Raw genomic sequence first — 23,048 nt, forward strand, 5'->3', positions numbered from 1 at the left:
CGATACACCACCGCGATGGTGCGGCTTGACCGGCTGGCAGCTGACTGCGGCCACCCGGCAGGACGATCCGCCGCCATCCGTCCGCCGGCGTCGGTGGGCCGCGGCGCCGGCCCGTGGGCGCACCGTATAATCGCCACTTCACCGGCCCATCGCCGGCCAGGATCGATGACATTGACCGTCCAGCTTGCCCCAGCGCCCAGCACTGCTTCCTTCCGTGACTTCGCCGATGTCCAGGCGCTGGCCGCCGAGGACAGCCGCCGCGTCGATGCGCTCATCCGCGCGCGGCTGCAGTCGCAAGTGCTGCTGGTCAACCAGGTGGCGGAGCACATCATCGCCGGCGGCAAGCGCCTGCGTCCGATGGTCGTGCTGCTGGCGGCGCGCGCGGCCGGCTACCGTGGCGACGACCACATCGCCGCCGCGGCGATCATCGAGTTCATCCATACCGCGACGCTGCTGCACGACGATGTCGTCGACGAATCCAGCCTGCGTCGGGGCCGGCGCACGGCGAATGACGTGTTCGGCAATGCCGCCAGCGTGCTGGTCGGCGACTTCCTCTATTCGCGGTCGTTCCAGCTGATGGTGGACCTGGACCGCATGGCGGTGATGCGCCTGCTCGCCGACACCACCAACGCGATCGCCGAGGGCGAGGTGTTGCAGCTGATGCACCTCAACAATCCCGACACGAGCGAAGACGACTACTTCCGGGTGATCGAGCGCAAGACGGCGATCCTGTTCGCCGCCGCGACCGAACTGGGCGCGCTGCTGGCCGCTCGTCCGCATGAGGAACAGGCGGCCCTGCGCGAGTACGGCCACAGCCTGGGCATGGCCTTCCAGATCGCCGACGACATCCTCGACTACGAGGCCGACGAAGCCGACCTCGGCAAGAACCTCGGCGACGACCTCGCCGAAGGCAAGCCGACGCTGCCGCTGATCCATGCGCTCGGCAAGGCGTCCGAAGCACAGCGCAAGAGCCTGCGTGATGCGATCGAAAGCGGCGGCCGCGAACACCTGCCGCTGGTGCTGGCGGCCATCCGCGAGCACAGCGGCATCGGCTACGCGCGCGCTCGCGCCGAGGCCTTCGCGGCCCGCGCCATCGCTGCCCTGGGGGCGCTGCCGCCGTCCAGCCATCGCGACGCCCTCGCCTTCCTCGCCGGCTTCGCCGTCGCGCGTCGGACCTGAGTCGCCCGCCGTGGCCGGCGCGCGCTTTTCCGGCGGAGCAGCGATCGAGCCGTCGCCGCTGGCGGTCGAGGATCGCCCGCTGGCGCGCCTTCCCGCACCATCGCGCGTCTACGTGCCGATGCTCCAGCACCAGGGAACGCCGGCGCGGCCCTGCGTCGGCGTCGGCCAGCGCGTGGCCCGCGGGGAACGCATCGGCGTCGCACTCGACGAATACTCGGCGGACGTGCATGCCTCGTGCAGCGGTGTCGTCCGCGTGATCGCCGCACGCGAGTGCGGCCACCCTTCCGGCCGCGCCGTCACCTGCATCGGGATCGACTGCGACGGCGGCGATGACTTCGTCACCCTTCCCCCGTTGCCCGGATGGCGGCAACTGGACCGCTTCGAGCTTGCGGCCCGACTGCAGGCTGCCGGCATCGTCGGACTCGGCGGCGCCGCCTTCCCGGCCGCCGCGAAGCTGGCCACCGCCAGCCTCGACACCCATACCCTGATCGTCAACGGCGCCGAGTCTGATCCCTGCGCCGGCAGTGACGCCGCCGTGATGCGCCTTCGTGGCGATGACGTGGTGGCGGGGGCCGTCATGCTGGGCCACGTGCTGTCCGCCCGCCGCGTGGTCATTGCCGTCAATGCCGCACTGATGCCGGCGCTGTCCGCGCTGCACCGGGCGCGCGCGGCCAATGGCGACGCCACCGATATCGAAGTCGTGGAACTGCCGGCGCATTATCCACAGGGCAGCGAACGTCAACTGGTGTACACGGTGGCGAGCGAGTCGCTCGGCGCCGACGAGCTGCCACGCGATCGCGGTGTACTGGTGTTCAATGTCGCCACCGCTGCTGCCGCGTGGCGCGCGGTCGCGCACGGCGAAGCGCTGGTGTCGCGTGTGGTGACGGTCGCCGGCCGTGGCGTTCGCGAACCCTGCACGCTCGAAGTGCCGCTGGGCACGCCAATCGCCGACCTGGTTGCCGCCGCCGGCGGCTATGCGGAGGATGCACGCCGTCTCGTCGCCGGTGGTGCGATGGCCGGCCCATCGCTGCCCCATGACGATATTCCCGTCGCCAAGGGCACCTACAACGTGCTGGTGCTGTCATCGGCGGAACTGCAGCTGGATGCGGTGGACATGCCGTGTATCCGCTGCGGAGAGTGCGCGCGCGTCTGTCCGTCGCGACTGCTGCCACAGTCGATCGTCGCGGACATCCGCGGAGGCGATACGGCGACGGCGATCGAACGCGGCCTCGACGACTGCATCGAATGCGGGCTGTGCGACACCGTCTGTCCCAGCCACATTCCGCTGCTGCACTGGCTTCGACACGGGATAGGCGAAGCCACGATCGCCGCCAGCGAACGTGCGCTCGCCGACCGTTCGCGGATGGCGCACCACGCGCGCAATGCCCGGCTGGCGATGCTGGCTGAAGAGCGTTCGCGTCGCCTTGCGGAGCGCGAACGTGCCGCGCTGGCGAATCGTGGCCCTGCCGCGCCCAGCGCAGCGGCCATGCCGGACGTGCTGGCAGCGGCGCTGGCGAAGGCCCGCGCTGGCTTGCGCAGCGACAACGACAACGGGCCGTCCGGCTCATGAGAACCTTTGAAACCGCCCAGGCGCCCCATCGGCCGCCAGCACGCAGCCTGCGCAGCGTCATGCTGCTGGTCTGCGCCGCACTGCTGCCCGGCACGCTGGTGCAGGCGGTCATGCTGGGCAGTGGCGTCATCGTCCAGGTCCTCCTCTGCACCACGTTCGCCCTGCTGGTCGAGGCGGTGATGCTGCGCCTGCGCGGGCAGCCACTGTCGCGCTTCCTGTTCGACGGCAGCGCGCTGGTCACTGCCTGGCTGTTCGCGCTGTGCATCCCGCCGCTGGCGCCATGGTGGATCGCGGCGACCGGCATGCTGGCCGCCATCGGGATGGCGAAGCAGGCCTTCGGCGGACTCGGGCGCAACCCGTTCAATCCGGCGATGGTCGGATACGTGCTGGTGCTGCTGTGCTGGCCGTTGGAAGTATCGCGCTGGGGCGCAACCCCTGGCGATTGGGTCCCCGGCGTGGTGGACAGCGTGCGCGCAGTCATCACCGGCGCCTTCCCGGGTGGCTGGGATGCGGTCACCGGCGCCACGCCGCTGACCGTCGAACACGAACTGATGGCCCGCGGGATGACTTTGCCGGAAATCCAGGCCGATGCGCGCATCACCGGTTCACCGCATCCGGCCTCCTGGAGCGCCTTGGCCTTCGCGCTGGGTGGACTGGCGCTGTGTGCGCTACGCGTGGTCGACTGGCGCACGCCGCTGTCGGTCATCGGCGGCATCGTGCTGCTGGCGACACCGCCGTGGATCCTCGATGGCGACCTCAATGCCTCGCCGCTGCATCACCTGCTGTCGGGCGGCCTGGTGCTGGCGGCGTTCTTCATCGCCAGCGACCCGGTCAGCGGCGCCGGCACGGCCCGCGGACGCTGGCTGTTCGGCTTCGGTTTCGCGGCCCTGGTGCTGGTCTTCCGTGCCTGGGGCCCGCATCCGGACGGCATCGCTTTCGCCATCCTGCTGATGAACGGACTGGCGCCGTTGATCGACCGCTACACCGCACCGCGGCGTTTCGGGCAAGGACGATGACGCCCATGCCGGGACTTCCGCGCCAGATCCTCTGCTCGGTGCTGTTCGTGGTCGGCGTGCTCGCCGCCCTGACGCTGGCGCAGCGCCTGCTTTCCCCGCGCCTGCAGGTGCAGGCGACCGAGCAGGCGCTGGCTCCGCTGCGCGAGCTGCTCGGTGGGCTGGCGTTCGACAACGATCCGCGGGCCGAAGCGACGACGGTCACCGACTCGCGGCTGGGCCCGGGTCCGCAGCAGGTCTATCCGGTCACCCTGTCGGGCACGCGCCGCGCCACGGTGGTCACCGCGACCTCGAACGAAGGCTATGGCGGGGCGCTGGATCTGTTGATTGCGATTACGGTTGAAGGCCGCGTTATCGGCGTCCGCGTTGTCCGCCACAGCGAAACTGCCGGCGTCGGCGATGCCTACGCGCGTGCCGACACCGACTGGCTTTCCGGGTTCTCCGGACGATCACTTGCTGACCCGCCCCCCCCGCGCTGGCGCGTGCGCAGTGACGGGGGCGACTTCGACCATGTCACCGGCGCGACGATCACGCCGCGCGCCATCGTCGGCGCCGTGCGGCGTGCCCTCGAGTGGCACGCCGATCCGGCATCAGGCAGCCGGCACTGACGGCAACGAAACCAGGGCGCGTTCCAGGCGGTCGAGACCCTCGGACATCTCATCCTCGCGGATGACCAGAGGCGGCACGAACCGCAGCACTTCCGGTCCGGCCTGCAACACCAGGACGCCATTCGCGGCCGCGGCATCGAGGATCTCTCCGATCCGCGGCGTCCACTTCCCGGCGAGCACCGCGCCGAGCATCAGGCCGTGGCCACGCAGGCCCTGGAAGACACCGCCCAGGCGCGTGTTCAATGCCGCCAGTCCGTCGCGCAGCTGCTTCGCGCGGGCACCGACGTTGTCCTGGATCGCTGACGATGACAGCTTGCGCAGGGCCACGCGGGCGACGGCGGCCGCAAGGGGGTTGCCGCCGAAGGTGGTGCCGTGGCTGCCGAAATCCAGCACCTGCGCCACGTCCCCGGCGACCAGCATCGCGCCGATCGGGAAGCCTGCGCCCAGACCCTTGGCCAGCGTCATCACATCCGGTTTCACGCCAGCATGTTCATGCGCCCACAGACGCCCGGTGCGACCCATACCGGTCTGGATTTCGTCGAAGATCAGCAGCGCCCCCGCTTCGTCGCAACGGCGTCGCACGAAATGGAGGAACGCCGGGTCGGCCGGCACCACGCCACCTTCGCCCTGCACCGGTTCGATCAGCACGGCGGCGACGTCGTCACCAAACGCGGCGTCGAAGGCGACGATGTCGTTGTAGGGCGCGTAGCGGAAGCCACCCGGCAAGGGCTCGAAACCGGCCTGGTACTTGGGCTGCGCCGTCGCCGTGACGGTGGCCAGCGTGCGGCCATGGAACGAACCCTCGAAGGTGAGGATCGTGCGCCGTTCGGGCGCGCGCGCCTGCCGGGTCGCCCAGCGACGCGCAAGCTTGATCGCCGCCTCGTTGGCTTCGGCGCCGGAATTGCAGAAGAACACGCGTTGCGCGAAGCCGCTGGCGGCGATGAGCTCGTCGGCAAGGCGCAGCGGCGGTTCACTGTAGAAGATGTTGCTGGTATGCCAGATCCTGCCGGCCTGCTCCTGCAGTGCGGCCAGGACGTCGGCGTCGCCATAGCCGAGCGCGTTCACCGCGATGCCGGCGGCAAAATCGATGTAGTCGCGGCCGTCGATGTCCCACAGCGTGGCGCCCTGCCCATGGTCCAGGATCAGTTCGCGCTGGCGATAGGTCGGCACCAGGCGCGCCTGCGCGAGGTCGACGAGCTGGCGGGTGTCGGAAGACAGCGTGGTCATGATGGTATCCAGCAAAAGAGGTGGCGGAACGGCCTGTATGGAACGTGCAGGCCACGGCTCAGCCGTTGTCCAGCGCCTGCTGCAGGGCGGGTATGAACTGGCCCTCGCAGAAGCGTGCCAGCATCGGCCCGGCACCGCCCTGCGAGTCGGTACGCATCTGTTCGACGCCGCGCTCCTTCAACATCCGGTAGCGGCCCGACCCGCCCATGCGCTGCAGCGCGCCGGCATTCAGCGAACGCCACTGTGCCAGAACAGCATGATGGCGTTGCGCGAAGCCATCGGACAGGCCGGCGCAGCCCTCGAAGGTGGCCTGCACGGACACCAGCTCGAGGATCTCGGTGTCGAAGCGGTCGTCATCGGCGTCGGGACCGGATCCGGCGGCGGCATCGCTGGCAGCGCCGGCTTCCGGGCGCAGGGTCACGACCACGGCATCGACGCCCTCGGGACAGGGACCGTCCTGGAAACTGATCGCGCCGTCGCCATCGACGCACTTGTTGATGGTCCACGCCGGCGCCGGGCACAGGACGAGGACCAGCCCGGCAATGGCCGGGAAAAAGCGGATTCGGGACATGGCGGGCGGACGCGGGCGTGGGAGGAGTTCGGGCCAGCGGGCAATTCGTTCCGGCCGGCCATCGCGGTGGCTATTTTCGCGCAACGGCGGCACGCTTCGGCACGGACTGGCGTGGGCAGCCGTCGCGTTACTGCACCGGTGGGTGTTATTCCACGTCACGGGGCGCGAAGAACGCCCGCACCCGCTCGGCGTCGTCGGTGACCGGCATCGGCGGCAGCGCGGCAAGAATGCGCCGGCCGTAGCTCTTGCCGCGCGCGCGCGGATCGAGCAGCGCAACCACGCCGCGATCGTCCTGGCTGCGGATCAGTCGACCGACGCCCTGCTTCAGCGCCAGTGCCGCCTGCGGCACCTGCCAGTCGTTGAACGGATCGCCGCCTTCGTTGCGGATGGCGGCCATGCGCGCCGACAGCACCGGATCATCGGGCGGCGCGAAAGGCAGCCGGTCGATCACCACCAGCGACAATGCCTCGCCCGGCACGTCGACGCCTTCCCAGAAGCTGGCCGCGCCCAGCAACACGCCGTTTCCCGATTCGCGGAACTGTTCAAGCAGGCGGTGCTTGCCGGCCGTACCCTGGACGAACAGGGGAAAATCCACTTCTTCCGGCAACGCCTGGGCGACGAAACGCAGTGCCCGGTGCGAAGTGAAGAGCAGCAGCGCCCGGCCACCGGAAGCTCGCAGCAGTTCGACGACGTGGTCGAACATCGCACCCTGCCAGGCGCTGTGGTTGGGCTCCGGCAAGCCACGTGGCAGGTACAGGAGGGACTGCTGCGAATAGTCGAAGGGGCTTTCCAGCGCCAGCACGGGTGCATCCGGCAAACCCATGCGTCGCCGGAACAGGTCGAAATCGCCGGCCACCGCCAGCGTCGCCGAGGTGTGGATCCAGGCCGCACGCGACTGCGCGCGGAACTGCGCCAGCGGACCGGCGACATTCAGCGGCGTCAGGCTGAAACGGAAGCCCCGCTGTGACAGCTCGTACCAGCGGATGGCTTCATCCTCGTCCACCTGGCCGGGTTCACCATCCTGCGCCTGCGACGGCGGGTGGGCGTCGTCGTCGCCGTTGCCATCGAGGTCACGACGCCAGCGGCGCAGGCGCGTGATCGCATCGTGGACACGCTCCGCGAGCGTGTCCATGCCGGAGCTGCTTCCGGCAAGTCCGGCGAGCACGGCAGCGAGGTCGTCCAGCGCCCGTTCGAGGCTGGCCAGCGCCGCGATGATCGCTTCCTGGCCGGCAAGGCTTCCGGCGGCGCCCCGCGACGGCTGTCCCTCGAAAGCCAGGCGCAACTGCTTGATCGTCGCATCCAGCGCATCCAGGGGCGCACGCACGACACCGAGCGCGCCGCTGACATCGCCGCATTCGCGCATCAGGTCGGCGGCGATCTCGCGCAGCATGTAGTCGCTGAGGCTCGCGCCGAGGAACTGCGCCGCCGTTTCCGGAAACTGGTGTGCCTCGTCGAGCACGAAGGCGCCGGCGCCGGGCAGGATTTCGCCGAAGCCTTCCTGCTTGAGCGCGAAGTCGGCCAGCAGCAGGTGGTGGTTGACGACGACGACGTCGGCATCCTGCGCCGCCCGCCGCGCCTTGACGACGAAACAGTCGGCATACAGCGGACATTCGCCACCCAGGCAGTTGTCGCGGCTGGAGGTAACGCGAGCGCGCAGGCCGGCATCCTCCGCCAGCTCGGGAAACACGTCGAGGTCGCCGTCACCGCTGCTGGCGGCGAATTCGCGCAGGCGCTGGATGACCTCGGCATCTTCGCGCCGCGCGAAACGGCCTTCGCGCCAGGTCTGGTCGAGCCGGTACAGGCAGACGTAGTTGCCGCGGCCTTTCAGCAGCGCGGTGCGCGGCCGCAGGCCGAGCGTGCGGCACACGCGTGGCAGGTCGCGCTGGTAGAGCTGGTCCTGCAGCGCCTTGGTGCCGGTGGACACGATGACGCGCTGTCCGGACAGCAGCGCCGGAACCAGATAGGCATAGGTCTTGCCGGTGCCGGTGCCGGCTTCGGCGACCAGCGCTTCGCGGCCTTCGATGGCCTGTTCGATCGCCTGCGCCAGGTCGAGCTGTCCGCTGCGCACGCGGAAGCCCTCGACCTTGCGCGCGAACTGGCCGGCCGGCCCGAGCACATGGGCCGCCGCGCCAGCGTCTTCCGCGGCGTCCCCGCCGTCGTGCGCGAACAGGTGGCTCATGCCGCGAGTATGCACGGGGCCAACGGCGGCCGCCGCGCTGGCAGGCCGACGGCCATGTCCTCAGGCAATGCGGTCGATGCCACCCATGTATGGACGCAGCACATCCGGCACGGTGATGGAACCGTCGGCATTCTGGTAGTTCTCCATCACCGCAATCAGTGCACGGCCGACGGCGACGCCGGAACCGTTGAGCGTATGCACCAGTTCCGTCTTGCCGGTCTCCGGATTGCGCCAGCGCGCCTGCATGCGCCGCGCCTGGAAACTCTCGCAGTTGGAGCAGGAGGAAATCTCGCGGTAGGTCTGCTGCGACGGCAGCCAGACTTCCAGGTCGTAGGTCTTGGCGGCGGAAAAGCCCATGTCGCCGGTGCACAGCAGCATGCGACGGTACGGCAGGCCCAGCTTCTCCAGCACGGCCTCGGCGCAGCCGACCATGCGTTCCAGTTCGTCGTAGCTGTCCGACGGCTTCGTGATGCTGACCAGCTCGACCTTCTCGAACTGGTGCTGGCGGATCATGCCGCGCACGTCGCGACCACCGCTGCCCGCTTCGGAGCGGAAGCACAGCGAATGCGCGGTCATGCGCAGCGGCAACGTGGTCGGATCGACGATCTCGTCGCGGACGATGTTGGTCAGGGCGATTTCCGACGTGGAAATCAGGTAGCGGCGATGCTCGCCCAGCTGCGTGGCGAACATGTCCTCCTCGAATTTAGGCAGCTGGCCGGTGCCATACAGGCTCTCGGCGTTGACGATGACCGGGACGTTGGTTTCCTGGTAGCCGTGATCGCGGGTGTGCAGGTCGAGCATGAACTGCGCCAGCGCGCGATGCAGGCGGGCGATGCCGCCACGCAGCACGGTGAAGCGCGCGCCCGACAGCTTGGCGGCGGTATCGCCATCCAGCCAGCCATTGCGTGCGCCCAGCTCGACATGGTCGAGCACCGGGAAGTCGAACTGGCGTGGCGTGCCGACGCGCTTGACCTCGACATTGCCGGTTTCATCGGCGCCGACCGGCACCGATTCGTGCGGCAGGTTGGGAAGGCCCAGCTGCAACGCCGACAGGTCGGCCTGGATGCCGGCGAGGGTGTCCTCGGAGGCCTTGAGGCGGTCACCGAGTCCGGCGACCTCGGCCATGATCGGCGCGACGTCCTCGCCCTTGGCCTTGGCCTGGCCGATCGCCTTGGAGCGGCTGTTGCGCAGCGCCTGCAGCTCCTGGGTTTCGACCTGGATGCGCTTGCGCTCGGCCTCCAGCTGCTCGAAGCGCGCCTTGTCGAGGGTGAAGCCGCGTCGGGCCAGACCTTCGGCCACCTCATCAAACTGGCTGCGCAGCAGGGCGGGATCAAGCATGGGACACCTTCACGGCAACAGGCTGGAAACAGTCAATTATCCCGGTAGGCCTACACCTGACGCAAACTGCGGCCACCATCAACAAGTCGCACACCGTTGCCGTACCAAACAAAAACGGCACATCCGTCCAACCAAATGGAAGCTCAAATACTGGCTGGAAGTAGATATACCCGGAACAATTATCAAAAATCTTCGAGTATCACCCTAACCGACATTGCCTCTCTAAGCTCCGACATCATCGAAGTATAGACCCCGTTTGTCCAAGACGATATGTTCGAAGGCGCACCTCTCTTCAGGGTGCCATCTCTCTTGTACATCTTTCGGTCAGCAAAAAGCTGATCAAGATTGCGGGGGAGCGGGTTATGACCAACGGTGTTTCCAGGCATCGAGAACGTATAAACAATATCGTAAAAGTCAACTTTGTATCGACCATCCTTGACTTGAATTTTTACAACGCTGTCCCATGTCTTTTCGACATATTGCCCCTGACTAATTAACGTCCGAACACCGACCTCGTTCTCTTTGACAAGAACTCGACCTCTCCCCAAGAGCACTCCATTCTGCCGATCGTCGAGAGTCAATGCATCAGCCGAGGCAAACTTGCTGGCGAACCACAGCTTAGCTCTTGAATACAGCGAATCCTTATCCGCACCATCTACTTCGACGATCTCTGAGAAATGGATCTTGCCATCCACGAGCGGTAACAAATGGTGCCGCTCTTGTGCCGCCAATGCTCCGGCAATCGACATTGCAACGAACGCCACCACACACTTGACGTTAGTCATATCATCCGTCCTCCCCAGCGATTTCAAGCTGATTGAGCCTGTAGCCCAAACAGTTTACAACCTCAACCGAAATCTACATCCATGAATCAACTCGGGTGAAGTGACACACTGAGCTCAAGCATAACTCCGTAAAAACCTCTCTCCAAGAGAACTGAAAGTTCAGAACCAGCGTCGCTGTTCGCCCTCGCCTTCGCCGCGCACCGCTTCGACATTGCCGACGCAGCGGTCGCACAGCTGCGGATGTTCGGCGTTCGTGCCGACCGACTCGCGGTAATGCCAGCAGCGCACGCATTTTTCGTGGTCGCTGGCGCGGGCATGGATGTGCAGCGTGTGGCCGTTCTCCAGCCGCACCGGCGCAGCCGTTGCCGCGGCGGCGTCGCCGGCCTGCAGACGCAGTGACGAGGTGATGAAGAAGAAGCGCAGCTCATCGGCGACACCGGCATAACGCGCGGCAAGCGCGGCATCGGTGACGACATCGACTTCCGCCGCCAGCGAGGCACCGATGTCGCCAGCGGCACGCATGCCTTCCAGCACCTTGGCGACGGCTTCACGGATGTCCAGCAGATCGGCGAAATCGGCATCCGACAGCGCCGCGTCCGTCGGCAGCGGCGACAGGCCGTCGTACCAGGTGGAGAACAGCGGCGAATCGTCGCGCCCGCCCGGCAGCGACTGCCAGATCTCTTCGGCGGTGAACGAGAGGATCGGCGCCAGCCAGCGCGTCATCGCCTCGAGGATGCGGTACATCGCGCTCTGCGCGCTGCGACGGCCACGACTGTCGGTCGGCATCGTGTACAGCCGGTCCTTTGTCATATCCAGGTACAGCGCGCCCAATTCGTTGCTGCAGAAGTTCTGCACGCGCTGGACGACCTCGTGGAACTCGTAGCGCTCGTAGGCGGCGATGATCGCCGACTGCACCTTGTGCGCCTCCGCCACCGCCCACTGGTCGAGCAGCAAAAGCCCACCGTTGTCGAGCAGGTGCACGGACGGATCAAAACCGTGCAGGTTGCCGAGCAGGAAGCGCGCGGTGTTGCGGATGCGGCGATAACCGTCGGCGACGCGCTTGAGGATCTCGTCGGAGACCGTCATCTCGGTGCGGTATTCGGTGGCCGCGACCCACAGGCGCAGGATGTCGGCGCCCAGCGACTTCATCACCTGCTGCGGCGCGACCACGTTGCCGAGGGACTTCGACATCTTGCGACCTTCTGCATCGACGGTGAAACCGTGGGTCAGCACCTGGTCGTAGGGCGCGACGCCATGCATCGCCACCGACGTCAGCAGCGAGGACTGGAACCAGCCGCGATGCTGGTCGGAGCCTTCAAGGTACAGATCGGCATGCGCCGGACGGCCATCGCCATGCTGCAGTTCCGGGCGCTGGCCGATCACGCAGGCGTGGCTGACGCCGGAATCGAACCAGACGTCGAGGATGTCGGTGACCTTTTCGTAGCGGTCGGCCTCGTCGCCGAGCAGCTCGGCCGGATCGAGGTCGTACCAGGCATCGACGCCCTCGGCCTCGACGCGCGCGGCGACCTGGCGCATCAGTTCCGCCGAACGCGGATGCGGCTCGCAGCTGCCCTTGTCGATGAACAGCGCGATCGGCACGCCCCAGGTGCGCTGGCGCGAGATGCACCAGTCCGGGCGCCCTTCCACCATGCTGCGGATGCGGCCTTCTCCCCAGCCGGGGAACCAGCCGCCGGCCTCGCCGATGCGCGCGATCTCCGCCGTCGCGTCGGCACGCAGGCCGGCCTTTTCCATCGAGATGAACCACTGCGGCGTGGCCCGGAAGGCGACGGGCGTCTTGTGCCGCCAGCAGTGCGGGTAGCTGTGCGTGATGGTGGCGTGCGCGAGCAGCACGCCGCGTTCGCGCAGCAGGCCGATGATGAAATCGTTGGCCTTCCAGACGTGCTGGCCGGCGACCACCGGCGTCTCCGCCAGGAACACGCCGTTTCCACCGACCGGATTGAGCGTTTCCAGGCCGTACTTCTGACCGACCTGGAAGTCCTCGACGCCGTGGCCGGGCGCGGTATGCACGGCGCCGGTACCGTCTTCGGCGGAGACGTGGTCGCCGAGGATCACCGGCAGCACGCGGTCGAGGAACGGATGCTGCAGCTTGAATCCTTCAAGGTCACGGCCGGCGGCATGGCCGAGCACCTGCGCACCTTCGATGCCGTAGCGTACCGACGCCTTTTCGACCAGGTCGGTGGCCAGCACCAGCAGGACGCGACGGCCGTCGCGTGCGATGCCGGCGACCAGGCTGTAGTCCATGTCCGGGCCCAGCGTCACCGCCATGCTGGCCGGCAGCGTCCACGGCGTCGTCGTCCAGATCGGCACGGCGACGATGTCGCCGTCGGAAACCGAGACGCCGAACTTCGCGGCAAGGGCGGCACCATCGAGCGCGTCGTAGGCGACGTCGATCGCCGGCGACTGCTTGTCGGCGTATTCGATCTCCGCTTCGGCCAGCGCCGAGCCGCAGTCGAAACACCAGTGCACCGGCTTGAACCCGCGCACGACGTGTCCGCGCTCGACGATGTGCGACAGCGCGCGCAGCATGTCGGCTTCATAGCGGTAATCGAGCGTGCGATAGGGATTGTCCCAGTCGCCGAGCACGCCCAGGCGCTTGAAATCGGCGCGCTGGCGGTCGATCTGCTCGCGCGCATACTCGCGGCACTTGGCACGGAATTCGCGGGCGTCGAGTTTCTGGCCAACCTTGCCGTGCTTCTTCTCGACCGCGACCTCGATCGGCAGGCCATGGCAGTCCCAGCCCGGCACATAGGGCGCCCGGAAGCCGGCCAGCAGGCGCGACTTGACGACCATGTCCTTGAGGATCTTGTTGACCGCATGGCCGATGTGGATGTCGCCGTTCGCATACGGCGGACCGTCGTGCAGCAGGAACAGCGGCCGCTGCGCCGTGGCCGTCTGCAGGCGTCCGTACAGGTCGCTGGCATACCACTGTTCCAGGCGCGCCGGCTCGCGCGCCGGCAGGTCGCCGCGCATCGGGAAGTCCGTCGCCGGCAGGTTGATGGTGTTCTTGTAGTCCTGGCTCATCGGTCGCGTCGTATCGGCAAGAGGATGGATCAATCAGGTCGGGCCAGCACGGCGCGCGCCTGGCGCGCGTCCTCGTGCATCTGCGTGGTCAGTGCATCCAGCGAATCGAACCGCGCCTCGCCACGCAGGCGGGCGACGAACTCGACGATCAGCCGTTGCCCGTACAGGTCACCGGCATAGTCGAACAAGTGCGACTCCAGCACCAGCGATCCGTCACCGGCGACGGTCGGCCTCGTGCCCAGGCTGGCGACGCCGGGGTGGCCGAGCAGGCCGGCGCCGCTGACCCGGACGGCGAAGATGCCTTCGACGGCCGGCCGCCAGCGGATGGCGATGTTGGCGGTGGGAAAGCCCAGCGTGCGTCCGAGGCGGTTGCCGTGCATCACCTTGCCGGCAATGGCGTAACGTCGGCCGAGGGCTTCCTTCGCGAAATCGAGGTCGCCGCGCTGCAGCGCCCCGCGGATCGCACTGGCGCCGATACGCCGCCCCTGCGCGTCGTCCACCTGGGCGGCGACCAGGGTCTCGAAACCCAGCGTCGAGCCCATGCGTTGCAACAGCGCCACGTCACCGCCGCGTCCACGTCCGAAGCGGAAATCGGGCCCCACGCAGACGGTGCGGGCGGAGAGGCCGCGCACCAGGATGCGTTCGACGAAATCCCCGGCGTCCATGCCGGCCAGTGCCGGGTCGAAGCGCAGCAGGCCGACGCCATCCATGCCCAGGCCGCGCAGCAGCTCGAAGCGCGTGCGCGCCGGCGTCAGCCGCGGCGGCGGCGACTGCGGCGCGAAATACTCGCGGGGCAGCGGCTCGAAGCTCAGCGCGACACTGGCGTGCGCGCCAGCTTCCGCGCGGGCGCGGGCCATCGCCAGCAGGCACTGGTGGCCGCGATGGACGCCATCGAAGGCGCCAATTGCCACCACGCTGCCGGCCGGAAACAGGGACGCATCGCCCACCTCACGGAACCATCGGGTCATCCACGCAAGTATACGCCGTCACCCTGCCCGCGATCCGGCAGCGAGCGCTCACGCCCTGCCCCTCCATGTCCATCAGACGCGGTCAGGGCGCGCTTCGCAGTGGGCCCGGGCCCACCTCGACGGCCCCTGGCCCGCCGGATTCAATCCAGCTCCACACCGTCGGCGAACACGCGGTCGTGGATGATCTTCGACACCAGGAAGTCCGTGTCGGTGCCAACGCGTTCCGTCGTGCCGATCAACATGGCCTGCCCGGACGCCGTGAGGGTCATGCCGTTGCTGTCGTCGGAGTTGGAGCCGCCGGCATCGAAGTCCACATAACCCTTTCCTGCCAGGCCGAAGTGGCTCTCACGCGTTCCGTCCGAGCGGATCAGCTGCACCGCGATCAGGTTGCCGCGGTCACCTGGCGGCCGGGTGTCGAGTGCCATACCGCTGACGACGATGTGCGCAGGCGCAAACAAGGGACTCAACAGGGACACCGTCCGGTATGCGACAACCCCGGTGGTGACGTCGCGGTTCCGCCCGCCCAGGTCCATGGGCAACAGACGATAGCCGGAATCGGTCAGTGACGTATCCAGGTGCCGTCTTCATTGAGGCGGACCAACAGCAGGTCCCAGTCGTCGGCCACGCCCTGGTTTTCCAGGCATGACGCGCCGGCCAGGATGAGCCGTCTTTGGATCGTCGTCGTGGGGAAGACCGAGGTCAGCTGACCGCGGTGATGCCATGGGCTTCGTCATCCAGACAGGCGCGGTCGCCAGGAAAGTTGAAGTGAACGACCCCCGGTGCCGAAACTGTTGTCGTTCGATCCCGTTTCCGTGAGGCGGACCGCCAGGAGGTCCCTGCCCATTGCGGTGGCACTGGTCCAGCCGCCAACAACGATCCGGCCGGCGCCCTGCAGGGCCACGCCCGTCGCCCGGGCAGAACGGACTAGTCGGACGGCGGCTCGCGCAACTGCCGGAACCGCACGCCCGCCAGCAGCAGGACGGCCGCGTACACGAGGCCACCCACCAGGATGACCCAGGCCAGGTGCACGAGCCGCCACAGCAACGGCAGCGCCGTCCAGTCGCCGACCAACTGGCGGGCGCCGAGCAGGACGCAGACCATTGCCGCACAGGCAAGCAGCAGCCAGAGCAGCAGTCTCACTGTCTCCGCACCGGGCCTGTATATGTTCCGGCGATACAGCCACCAGCCGAGCAGGCTGGCGTGCAGAAGCCCGCATAGGCCCGTCGACAGCGCGATGCCGACGTGGGCGGTGGCGACGCCGGCGTTCCGGAGCGGCAGGACGACGGCGAACAGCAGGGCGATGTTGACGACGACCACGATCACCGCGGCGCGCATCGGCGTGCGCGTGTCCTGGCGGGCGAAAAAGCCGGGTGCCAGCACCTTGCCCAGCATGAAGCCCGGCAGGCCGACGCAGAGTGCCGACAGCGCCAGCGCGGTCATCGCGGTGTCTTCGGGGGTGAACCGGCCATGCTGGTACAGCGTCGCGCAGATCGGCCCGGCGAGCACGACCAGGCCGGCGGCAGCGGGCAGCGCCAGCAGCATCATCACGCGCACGCCCCAGTCGATGCTGCGCCGGAAGCCTTCGCCATCGCCGGCGGCGGAACGGCGCGACAGCGTCGGCAGCAACACGGTGCCGAGCGCGACACCGAACATGCCGATCGGGAATTCCAGCAGGCGGTCTGCCAGGTACAGCCAGGTCTGGCTGCCGGCGACCAGCAGCGAGGCGAACGCGGTGCCGACCAGCAGGTTGACCTGCGACACCGAGGCGCTGAGCACCGCCGGCCCCATCAGTCTCAGCACCCGTCGCACGCCGGGATCAGCGAACCCCAGCCGCGGCCGCGGCACCAGGCCCAGTCGCGCCAGCGCCGGCACCTGTACCAGCAACTGGATGGCGCCGGCGGCGAACACGCCCCAGGCCAGTGCATACACCGGCACCTCAAGCAGCGGCGCCAGCCACAGTGCCGCCGCGATCACCGCCAGGTTGTGCAGGATCGGGGTCAGCGCCGGCACGGCGAAACGCTGGAAGCTGTTCAGCACGCCGCCGGCCAGCGCCACCATCGAAATGAAGAACAGGTACGGGAACGTGATCCGCAGCATGTCCCCGGCAGCCGCGTGGCGCACAGGATCACCGGCATAACCCGGCGCGAAGACATTCACCAGCCACGGCGCACAGATGACGCCAATGACGGTCACCACCAGCACCACGGCGCACAGCGTGCCAGCGACGCGGTCGAGCAGGTGGCGCAGCGCCTGGCGGTCGCCGCTCTGCCGTGCGGCGCTGAAGACCGGCACGAAGGCCTGGGCGAACGCGCCTTCGGCGAAAATGCGGCGCAGGAAGTTGGGAATCCGGTAAGCGACTACGAAGGCGTCGGTGAGCCCGCTGGCGCCGAACACGTGCGCCTGCACCATGTCGCGCGCGTAGCCGGACAGGCGCGAGAGGAAAGTCAGCGCGGAAAACAGCAGGGTCGAACGGAGGAGTTTCATCGGCAGGCTGGTGGACGGCGTCGCGACGGCGGAGTGTTCCCGGCAAAGCGCGGCAGTATCGGTCCTGCCGGCGCCGTTGTCTCGGCCTGTCTCCCGACTGGCCGGCGCCGTCGACCCGGATTGCCCGCGGATTGCGGCGATTCCTGGTCCCGGCAACCGGCTCCGGCGCCCGGGCCGGCGCTGCGCCGGATGGCCGCCCTTCAACCCGGCCGTACTGCCCTGTTGACCCCGCCGCCGTCAAGCCCCATAATTCCGGGTCTTTTCACCCCGAACAGTTTTGGAGAATTCCCTTGGCCAACATCAAATCCGCCAAGAAGCGCGCCAGGCAGGCTGTCAAGCGCAATGAGCGCAACACCAGCGCCAAGTCCATGGTCCGGACCGCCCTGAAGAAGGTGGTCAAGGCGCTTGAAGCCAAGGACGTCGCCGCTGCCCAGGAAGCGTACAAGACGGCCGAGCCGCTGCTTGACCGTTTCAGCAGCCGCGGCCTGATCCATCGCAACAAGGCTGCTCGCCACAAGAGCCGCCTGCAGGCCAAGATCAAGGCGCTCGCCGCCTGATCCAGGCCAACTCGGGGTATGCAAAGGCCGGCTTTCGCCGGCCTTTGTTTTGTCCGCCGGATCCACCGCGCTGATCCTGCGCGATCCAGCTCCGCCCGGGCGGACGCGATGCCGGCGACGGGAACCCTGCGGCACCGGAAAGCTGCCCGGACCGCGGATCAGTGATCCACGGTGCCCGGCGGCGGCTGCAGCTCGCCGCTGCCGAAACGGACATCCTCGCTGACGTCCTTCGCCTCCTGGGCACGGACGCGGAAGCTGTCGAGGAAATCGTAGGCCTTCTGCGCCACCAGCCAGGTACCTTCGCGGGAGATTGCGGAAGCCAGGAACCACGGCGCGGTCCAGCCCAGTTCGGCCACCACCGCCTCGGCGCGGGCCTGGCGCTCCTCCTCGGGCAGCAGGTCGGCCTTGTTCAGCACCAGCCAGCGCGGACGTCCGAGCAGTTCCGGGTCGAACTGTTCCAGCTCGCGCTCGATGGCACGCACCTGCTCGGCGGGGTCACTGCCATCCATGGGCGCCAGGTCGACGAGGTGCAGGAGCAGCCGGTTGCGCTGGACATGGCGCAGGAACTGGATGCCCAGGCCGGCGCCGTCGGCGGCGCCTTCGATCAGGCCGGGGATGTCGGCGATGACGAAGCTCTTGTGCGGCTCGATGCTGACGACGCCCAGCTTGGGGGCCAGCGTCGTGAACGGATAGTCGGCGACCTTGGGCGTCGCCGCCGAGACGGCACGGATGAAAGTGCTCTTGCCGGCATTGGGGAAGCCCAGCAGGCCGACATCGGCCAGCAGCTTCAGTTCCAGCTGCAGCGTGCGCTGCTCGCCTTCCCAGCCCGGCGTCGCCCGTCGTGGCGCACGGTTCGTCGAACTCTTGAAGTTGATATTGCCGCGCCCGCCGTCACCGCCACGCGCCACCATCAGCTCCTGGCCGTGCGCGGTCAGGTCGCCGATGGTTTCACCGGTTTCGACATTGACCACCACCGTGCCGACCGGAACGGTGATGCGTACGTCCTCGCCATTGCGGCCGGTCATCTGCCGGCTCATGCCGTTCTCGCCACGCTGCGCGCGGAAGCGGCGCTGGTGGCGGAAATCGATCAGCGTGTTGAGGTTCTCGTCGGCGACCAGCCAGACGCTGCCGCCATTGCCGCCGTCGCCACCGTCCGGGCCGCCGAACGGAATGAACTTCTCGCGACGGAAGCTCACGCAACCGTTGCCACCGCTGCCGGCAGCGACGTGGATTTCTGCTTCATCGACGAATTTCATTGCGGTCCTGTCCGATCAGCTGGGAACGGCGGGACCTGGTCGGCCCTGCCGGCATCTAGGGTACGGCGGCGCGGCGGAAAGCAGAAGCAAGCCGGTGGTCGCCACCAATGAAAAGCCCCGCACGCGGCGGGGCCCTTCAGCGAACCGTTGCCCGGCGATCAGCCGGTGACAACGTTCACGGTGCGGCGCTTGTTCGGGCCCTTGGTGGTGAATTCCACCTTGCCATCGGCCAGCGCGAACAGGGTGTGGTCGCGACCCAGGCCGACGTTGACGCCCGGATGGAACTGGGTGCCACGCTGGCGGACGATGATGTTGCCGGCCTCGATGGCCTGGCCACCGTAGATCTTGACGCCCAGCATCTTCGGGTTGGAATCGCGACCGTTGCGCGAGGAACCTACGCCCTTCTTGTGTGCCATGGCGATCTCTCCTTACTTGCTGCCACCGGCAATGCCGGTGATCTGGATTTCGGTGTAGTGCTGACGATGGCCAGCCTGCTTGCGGTGGTGCTTGCGACGGCGGAACTTGACGATGCGCACCTTGTCGTGGCGGCCATGCCCCTTGACCGTGGCACTGACCTTGGCGCCGCTGATCAGCGGAGCGCCGACGGTGATGTTGTCGCCATCGCCGATCAGCAGCACGTCTTCGAACTCGACGTCCTTGCCGGCCTCGATGTCCAGCTTCTCGACGCGCAACACCTCGCCCTGCATGACGCGGTACTGCTTGCCGCCGGTAACTACAACTGCGTACATGGGTATATCCTCGATGGTTCTGTAGTTATTCTTGCCAATCACCCGCAGGCAGGCCGGCCGGTGAGAAGCGGAATTGTAGGTCCATCAAGGTGTTCCGCGCAACTGGCCGCCCGCCCTATGAAACCGCCGAGCCGACGCCGTTCAGGGTTGCCCTGTCGCCGCACCGGGCGGGCCGCCGCCCGGCTGCGCCGGCGGCTCCAACTTCACTGCCAGCGCCGCCAACGGAGCCTGCGACGCCATCGCGCCCGGCAGGATCGCGGTCTTGCGCGGTGTGCCGATGTCCACGGCCGCCAAGCTGAACCCCACTGCGCCCGGAGGACAGTTCCCGTCCCCGGCACCCTGCGTCGGGCGGAAACTGCGGGCTACACTAGCCGGTCGCCCCAGAAGCCTTGCCGAATGTCCCTCGATTCCATCCGGATCCGCGGTGCCCGCACCCACAATCTGAAGAACATCGACCTCGACCTGCCCCGCGACCGGCTGATCGTGATCACCGGACTGTCCGGATCGGGCAAGTCGTCCCTGGCCTTCGACACCATCTATGCCGAGGGCCAGCGTCGCTACGTCGAATCGCTGTCGGCCTATGCCCGGCAGTTCCTGTCGATGATGGAGAAGCCCGACGTCGACCACATCGAGGGGCTGTCGCCGGCGATTTCCATCGAGCAGAAATCGACTTCGCACAACCCGCGCTCGACGGTCGGCACGATCACCGAGATCCACGACTACCTGCGCCTGCTCTACGCCCGCGTCGGCACGCCGCGCTGCCCCGACCACGGCACGCCGCTGGAGGCGCAGACGGTCAGCCAGATGGTCGATGCCACGCTGGCGCTGGATGGTGAGCGCCGCTGGATGCTGCTGGCGCCGGTGGTTCGCGAGCGCAAGGGCGAGCACGTCCAGGTCTTCGACAAGCTGCGCAGCCTCGGCTTCGTGCGCGTGCGCGTCGATGGCGCCGTGTACGACCTCGACGCCGTGCCGCCGCTGGCCCTGCGCCAGAAGCACACCATCGAAGCCGTCGTGGACCGGTTCAAGCCGCGCGACGACCTGCGCCAGCGCCTGGCCGAATCCTTCGAGACCGCGCTCAAACTGGCCGACGGCGTGGTCGCCGTGCAGGACATGGACGACGCCAGTGCCGTGCCGATCCTGTTCTCCCAGCGCTATGCCTGCCCGGTCTGCGACTACTCGCTGACCGAGCTGGAACCGCGCCTGTTCTCGTTCAACTCGCCGATCGGCGCCTGTCCGTCCTGCGACGGACTGGGCGTGACGCAGTTCTTCGACCCCGACCTGATCGTCGCCCATCCGAACCTGAGCCTGGCCGGCGGCGCCGTCCGCGGCTGGGATCGCCGCAACCCGTACTACTTCCAGCTCATCAATGCGCTGGCGAAACACTACGGCTTCGATGTCGACACGCCCTGGCACGCGCTCGGCAAGTCGGCGCGGCAGGCCGTACTGTACGGTTCCGGCAACGAATCGATCAGCTTCACCTATATCACCGGCGCCGGCGGACGCAGCCGCCGCAGCCATCCCTTCGAGGGCATCGTCAACAACCTCGAGCGGCGCTACAAGGAAACCGATTCACCCGCGGTGCGCGAGGAGCTGAGCAAGTACATCGCCGACCAGCCCTGCCCGGAATGCCAGGGCGACCGCCTCAACCGGTCGGCGCGCAACGTCTTCGTCGCCGAACGCGCGCTGCCCGAGCTGTCGCGGATGCCGGTGGACGAGTGCAACCTGTTCTTCGAGTCACTGGACCTGGCCGGCTGGCGCGGCGAGATCGCGACCAAGATCGTCAAGGAAATCCGCGACCGCCTGCGCTTCCTGATCGACGTCGGCCTCGACTATCTCACGCTTGAGCGCAAGGCCGACACGCTGTCCGGGGGCGAGGCGCAGCGCATCCGCCTGGCCAGCCAGATCGGCGCCGGCCTGGTCGGCGTCATGTACGTGCTCGACGAACCCTCCATCGGCCTGCACCAGCGCGACAACGAGCGCCTGCTCGGCACGCTGACGCGGCTGCGTGACCTCGGCAACACCGTCATCGTCGTCGAGCACGACGAGGACGCCATCGCACTGGCCGACCATATCGTCGATATCGGTCCGGGTGCCGGCGTCCATGGCGGCCGCGTGATCGCGCAGGGCTCGCTGGACGACATCAAGTCAAGCGCCGAGTCGGTGACGGGCCAGTTCCTGTCCGGGCGTCGCGGCATCACCGTGCCGGAACGCCGGCATCCGGTCGATCCGGATCGCGTCCTGCGCATCGAAAACTGCCAGGGCAACAACCTCAGGAACGTCACGCTGGAGGTCCCGGCCGGCCTGCTTGTCTGCGTCACCGGCGTATCCGGTTCGGGCAAGTCGACGCTGATCAACGACACGCTGTTCCGCATCGCCTCGTCCGGCCTCAATGGCAGCAAGGAACGCAGCGCGCCGCACGGGGCCGTCCACAACCTCGACCTGTTCGACAAGGTCGTCGACATCGACCAGAGCCCGATCGGCCGGACGCCGCGCTCGAACCCGGCCACCTACACCGGGCTGTTCACGCCCTTGCGCGAACTGTTCGCGCAGGTGCCGGAGGCGCGTGCGCGCGGCTACGCCCCCGGACGCTTCAGCTTCAATGTGCGCGGCGGCCGTTGCGAAGCCTGCCAGGGCGACGGCCTGATCAAGGTCGAGATGCACTTCCTGCCCGACGTCTACGTCCCCTGCGACGTCTGCCACGGCAAGCGCTACAACCGTGAAACCCTGGAAGTGCTCTACAAGGGCCACACCATCTCCGACGTGCTGGAGATGACGGTCGAGGACGCCTACCACCTGTTCGCCGCCGTGCCCGCCCTCGCCCGCAAGCTGGAAACGCTGATCGACGTCGGCCTCAGCTACATCAAGCTGGGCCAGAGCGCGACGACGCTGTCCGGCGGCGAGGCGCAGCGCGTGAAGCTGTCGCGCGAGCTGAGCAAGCGCGACACCGGGCGTACGCTGTACATCCTCGACGAGCCGACCACCGGCCTGCACTTCCACGACATCGAACAGCTGCTGGAAGTCCTGCACCGCCTGCGCGACGACGGCAACACCGTCGTGGTGATCGAGCACAACCTGGACGTCATCAAGACCGCCGACTGGATCATCGACCTGGGACCGGAAGGCGGCCACCGCGGCGGCCAGATCATCGCCACCGGCACCCCGGAAGCGGTCGCCGCCAACCCCGCCTCGCACACCGGCCACTTCCTGTCCCGCCTGCTCGCCGCGCCCGCCGCAAACAAGAAGCCCGCGCCGGCAGCGAAGAAGCCCGCGTCGGCCAGAAAACCGGCAGCAAAGAAAAAGACCGCGACCCGAAGCCAGTAAGCATCCGGCACACGCGCACACCCGCAATGCCACTCTCAAACATCCCACAACCCCTATAGCCGCCCTACCACCGCGCAACATCAGAACTGGCTACTGGTCGTTACAGGGTAGTGCACCATCCAGTCTGTACTTTGGTCTGAGCACGTGAAGCGCGGCAGGCCACCCGCTACCTTTCGTTGATTCTTTGACGAGAAGACGAAG

At 67.7% G+C, this 23,048-nt stretch carries 18 protein-coding genes; 6 read left to right on the forward strand and 12 right to left on the reverse strand.

Annotation, left to right across the window (positions count from 1 at the left end; genetic code table 11):
* Window positions 1-165: 165 nt before the first annotated feature.
* From EDC25_RS04600 to EDC25_RS04615, 4 genes are read left to right on the forward strand one after another with little or no spacing between them, the layout of a single operon-like run.
* Window positions 166-1,179, forward strand: a complete 1,014-nt coding sequence (locus EDC25_RS04600; protein ID WP_123521706.1) for a polyprenyl synthetase family protein — start codon at window positions 166-168, stop codon at window positions 1,177-1,179.
* 10 nt (window positions 1,180-1,189) lie between these two features.
* Window positions 1,190-2,749, forward strand: a complete 1,560-nt coding sequence (gene rsxC / locus EDC25_RS04605; RefSeq protein ID WP_164483996.1) for an electron transport complex subunit RsxC — start codon at window positions 1,190-1,192, stop codon at window positions 2,747-2,749.
* Window positions 2,746-3,765: an RnfABCDGE type electron transport complex subunit D gene (locus EDC25_RS04610; RefSeq protein ID WP_123521690.1), complete on the forward strand. Its 1,020-nt coding sequence runs from the start codon at window positions 2,746-2,748 to the stop codon at window positions 3,763-3,765. Before rsxC ends, EDC25_RS04610 begins: the two co-directional genes overlap by 4 nt.
* Before the next feature lie 5 nt (window positions 3,766-3,770).
* On the forward strand, window positions 3,771-4,370 hold the full coding sequence (locus EDC25_RS04615) for an RnfABCDGE type electron transport complex subunit G (RefSeq protein WP_164483995.1): 600 nt from the start codon (window positions 3,771-3,773) through the stop codon (window positions 4,368-4,370).
* Here EDC25_RS04615 and EDC25_RS04620 read toward each other — a convergent pair.
* The 9 genes from EDC25_RS04620 to murJ all read right to left on the reverse strand — a co-directional run bounded on the left by EDC25_RS04620 (window position 4,353) and on the right by murJ (window position 16,964).
* A complete protein-coding gene (locus EDC25_RS04620) occupies window positions 4,353-5,597 on the reverse strand; it encodes an aspartate aminotransferase family protein (protein WP_123521705.1) in 1,245 nt (414 codons plus the stop codon). The two genes, EDC25_RS04615 and EDC25_RS04620, sit on opposite strands and share 18 nt — an antisense overlap.
* Window positions 5,598-5,655: 58 nt before the next feature.
* Window positions 5,656-6,168 (reverse strand): DUF4124 domain-containing protein, encoded by a 513-nt coding sequence (locus tag EDC25_RS04625; RefSeq protein WP_123521688.1) that lies wholly within the window; start codon window positions 6,166-6,168, stop codon window positions 5,656-5,658.
* 145 nt (window positions 6,169-6,313) lie between these two features.
* On the reverse strand, window positions 6,314-8,347 hold the full coding sequence (yoaA, locus tag EDC25_RS04630) for a DNA repair helicase YoaA (RefSeq protein WP_123521687.1): 2,034 nt from the start codon (window positions 8,345-8,347) through the stop codon (window positions 6,314-6,316).
* A gap of 60 nt (window positions 8,348-8,407) precedes the next feature.
* On the reverse strand, window positions 8,408-9,685 hold the full coding sequence (serS, locus tag EDC25_RS04635; protein ID WP_123521686.1) for a serine--tRNA ligase: 1,278 nt from the start codon (window positions 9,683-9,685) through the stop codon (window positions 8,408-8,410).
* Between the two features lie 182 nt (window positions 9,686-9,867).
* Entirely contained in the window at window positions 9,868-10,470 is a 603-nt protein-coding gene (locus tag EDC25_RS04640; protein WP_123521685.1) for a DUF4468 domain-containing protein, read from the reverse strand.
* Window positions 10,471-10,629: 159 nt separating this feature from the next.
* Window positions 10,630-13,512, reverse strand: a complete 2,883-nt coding sequence (ileS, locus tag EDC25_RS04645) for an isoleucine--tRNA ligase (RefSeq protein ID WP_123521684.1) — start codon at window positions 13,510-13,512, stop codon at window positions 10,630-10,632.
* 29 nt (window positions 13,513-13,541) lie between these two features.
* The gene (locus EDC25_RS04650; protein ID WP_123521683.1) at window positions 13,542-14,480 is read right to left on the reverse strand and encodes a bifunctional riboflavin kinase/FAD synthetase; all 939 of its coding nucleotides are present in this window, start codon (window positions 14,478-14,480) and stop codon (window positions 13,542-13,544) included.
* A 140-nt stretch (window positions 14,481-14,620) separates the two neighbouring features.
* On the reverse strand, window positions 14,621-14,947 hold the full coding sequence (locus tag EDC25_RS04655) for a hypothetical protein (protein WP_132577271.1): 327 nt from the start codon (window positions 14,945-14,947) through the stop codon (window positions 14,621-14,623).
* Window positions 14,948-15,404: 457 nt separating this feature from the next.
* Window positions 15,405-16,964 (reverse strand): murein biosynthesis integral membrane protein MurJ, encoded by a 1,560-nt coding sequence (gene murJ / locus EDC25_RS04660; RefSeq protein WP_123521681.1) that lies wholly within the window; start codon window positions 16,962-16,964, stop codon window positions 15,405-15,407.
* Window positions 16,965-17,254: 290 nt separating this feature from the next.
* Here murJ and rpsT point away from each other — a divergent pair, with 290 nt between their 5' ends.
* Window positions 17,255-17,521, forward strand: a complete 267-nt coding sequence (gene rpsT / locus EDC25_RS04665) for a 30S ribosomal protein S20 (protein ID WP_123521680.1) — start codon at window positions 17,255-17,257, stop codon at window positions 17,519-17,521.
* 158 nt (window positions 17,522-17,679) lie between these two features.
* Here the strand turns inward: rpsT and cgtA are convergent, their stop codons facing one another.
* The 3 genes from cgtA to rplU all read right to left on the reverse strand — a co-directional run bounded on the left by cgtA (window position 17,680) and on the right by rplU (window position 19,526).
* Window positions 17,680-18,777 (reverse strand): Obg family GTPase CgtA, encoded by a 1,098-nt coding sequence (gene cgtA, locus EDC25_RS04670; RefSeq protein WP_123521679.1) that lies wholly within the window; start codon window positions 18,775-18,777, stop codon window positions 17,680-17,682.
* 158 nt (window positions 18,778-18,935) lie between these two features.
* The gene (gene rpmA, locus EDC25_RS04675) at window positions 18,936-19,193 is read right to left on the reverse strand and encodes a 50S ribosomal protein L27 (protein ID WP_123521678.1); all 258 of its coding nucleotides are present in this window, start codon (window positions 19,191-19,193) and stop codon (window positions 18,936-18,938) included.
* Window positions 19,194-19,205: 12 nt separating this feature from the next.
* The gene (gene rplU / locus EDC25_RS04680) at window positions 19,206-19,526 is read right to left on the reverse strand and encodes a 50S ribosomal protein L21 (RefSeq protein ID WP_123521677.1); all 321 of its coding nucleotides are present in this window, start codon (window positions 19,524-19,526) and stop codon (window positions 19,206-19,208) included.
* Between the two features lie 396 nt (window positions 19,527-19,922).
* Between rplU and uvrA the strand changes: the two genes are divergently transcribed.
* A complete protein-coding gene (gene uvrA / locus EDC25_RS04685; RefSeq protein WP_123521676.1) occupies window positions 19,923-22,847 on the forward strand; it encodes an excinuclease ABC subunit UvrA in 2,925 nt (974 codons plus the stop codon).
* The last annotated feature ends 201 nt before the right edge of the window (window positions 22,848-23,048 follow it).

Source organism: Pseudofulvimonas gallinarii (assembly GCF_004343305.1).
GTDB classification, from domain to species: domain Bacteria; phylum Pseudomonadota; class Gammaproteobacteria; order Xanthomonadales; family UBA2363; genus Pseudofulvimonas; species Pseudofulvimonas gallinarii.